At 62.4% G+C, this 2072-nt stretch carries 1 protein-coding gene and 2 pseudogenes; all 3 read right to left on the reverse strand.

Features of this window, described 5'->3' with window-relative positions; all coding sequences use genetic code 11:
• Positions 1-235: pseudogene (locus JNL55_RS33055) on the reverse strand (TonB-dependent receptor); the annotation flags it as partial.
• Positions 236-301: 66 nt separating this feature from the next.
• Positions 302-1720, reverse strand: a complete 1419-nt coding sequence (locus tag JNL55_RS33060) for a P1 family peptidase (protein WP_293864836.1) — start codon at positions 1718-1720, stop codon at positions 302-304.
• A 92-nt stretch (positions 1721-1812) separates the two neighbouring features.
• Positions 1813-2072 (reverse strand): annotated as a pseudogene (locus JNL55_RS33065) (peptidase M20); the annotation flags it as partial.

Below are 2072 nucleotides of genomic sequence, written 5' to 3' on the forward strand. Positions count from 1 at the left end.
CGCGCAGGGTCAGGCCGGGAACGTTGTACGCAAGATCCTTGACCGTCTCGATGCGTCGTTCCGCCAATTGATCGGCGCTCAACACATCCAGACTGATGGGCACGTCGATCAACCGCTCGGCACGTTTCTGCGCCGTCACGATGACCTCTTCCAACTCTTGCGCGAAGCTCGTCGAATGCACGGCCAGCACGCCCGCCGTGGCGACCAGTAGCCGCACCCTAGCTCGATTGCTCATTGATCCGTTCCTCTTATTGGCAATGATCCCCACAGGCACACCGCAGCCCTAGCTGCGGCCATCGAATCAGCGTCGCGATTTATTAGTAACTTGTTGCCAGCGACCGGGATTGACGGTCAGCACGCCCTTGCCATCGAAGCGCAACAACAGCGGATAGCGGCCCGGCACGGTGAAGTCGGTAGCGTTCACCGGCACCAGCTCGACGGCAGCGCCGGTCTTGATCGCATAGATGTCACGCTCACCGGTAGCACGACCGAACAGCTTGCCGTCGGCCGCAGTCACCGTGAGCGTGGCGAACTGACTGAACGTGTAGTCGCCGACGTATTTGTTCAGCGTCTTCGCATCGGCGACGGCAGTAGCCACTGGCACTGGCATCGCCGGTTGCTGAGGCGCTGCGCTCAAAACCGCGTCCCACATGACTTCGCCCGCGAGCAATCCCAGGTTCACCAGCGAGATGCGCTGGTCTTCGGGCGGTGTGAGCTCTGCGGTGGAGACCGCATATAAAACATCGCCGTCGTACTCAGTCGCGAACGGTTGAATCGCGCGTCCCATCGAGGTGTGCACTTGCACGGCCAGGCGTTGCAGCTCCCAAGGCGCGAGTGCTTGATTGACGACGACCAAACTGATGGTGGTATTGCGACGAGCATCATTGGGCGCCGGCGGTGGCGGCCAACCTTCCTTGCGCGTGGTCAGCGCTTCTGCCATCAGGTCCTTTGCTTTCAACTCCGGTGCTTGCAGATGAGCCGGCCAATCCGGTGCGCGATTGCAGGCAGGCACGCGACCGTCGCGGTCAGTGACGATGCCGAAGGCGTTGACCACGGTGAATGCGGCGATCTTCAGATCACCCACCTGACGAAATGCGCCGCCTTGGCCGGAATGGGTGTTGCACCCGAAGACCGCGCCGGTCATCACCAAACGCCCCGCTCCATACGGGCCGACCGGATAAACGCCGGGCTGTACCGCGCGTAACGCGGCTTGCGCGAGTTTCTTGTCGGGATAGATTTCGTTGAGCCGGCGCGAGCCCAAGTCGTAAACGATGGAGCCTTCCACCAAGCCGACGTTGTCCCACCGCCCGCCGCGATAACCTTCATCGACGAAGGCCGTGTTGACCGCGGTGACGGTTTCGAGCCCGTACCAAGAGCCGCCGGAAAACACGATGGCGTCCAGCGCCGGCCGGTCGTAGCCGAGTTGCAAGAACTCAGGATTGACTGTGCCCGGGCCGCCGCCGCGCGCATCGATGGCGCCACTCACCGGGCGAGCGAAACGAATCACCGTGACGCCGGTGGGCCCTTCGGCATATTCGCCGGTACCGATCCGAAGCATGGGCCAGTCGAAGCGCAACGCCGACGGCTCGTTGATGCCGGCGTTCAACACCGGCTCCAGATGCGCTTGCGAAGGAGGTGCTGCTGCCAACACCGGCGCGACCGCCGCCAGCGTGACTAAGACACAACACAGCTGAGAAAGCTTGAGGGCATGTCCGTGCATGGCCCCCAGTCTAGGAACTTGCGGGCGCGACGCCGCCGACTACTTGTCACCAGCGTTGCAATCCCCGCACCACCCGGTGCGGAGCACCGCGCTCATTGGCGTTCGGCGTTACTGGCTTCGCGAATCTTTTTGAACTCGGAGCCCGTCTTCCATGACGGCCATTCACGCGAGTTGGCCAAGCGGCGACCGACTTCGTACAGCAACGCGGCGTCGACAGCGATGCCGTCGGAACGCCAGGACGTTGTGAACTGGTCCGAAGGCTGGTGATAATTCTTGCTGGTGTAAGCCTTACCGAAAGCTTCGCCGAGCGCCCGGCCGCCGTCGATCAAATCCTCGCCCGACTTGAAAGAAA

This window comes from Steroidobacter sp. (genome assembly GCF_016790065.1).
In the GTDB taxonomy this organism is placed as follows: Bacteria; Pseudomonadota; Gammaproteobacteria; order Steroidobacterales; family Steroidobacteraceae; genus Steroidobacter.

What these genes read in the sequence shown, in the direction of transcription:
- JNL55_RS33060 (WP_293864836.1), bottom strand. Translation starts at nt 1,720, where the DNA reads ATGCACGGACATGCCCTCAAGCTTTCTCAGCTGTGTTGTGTCTTAGTC.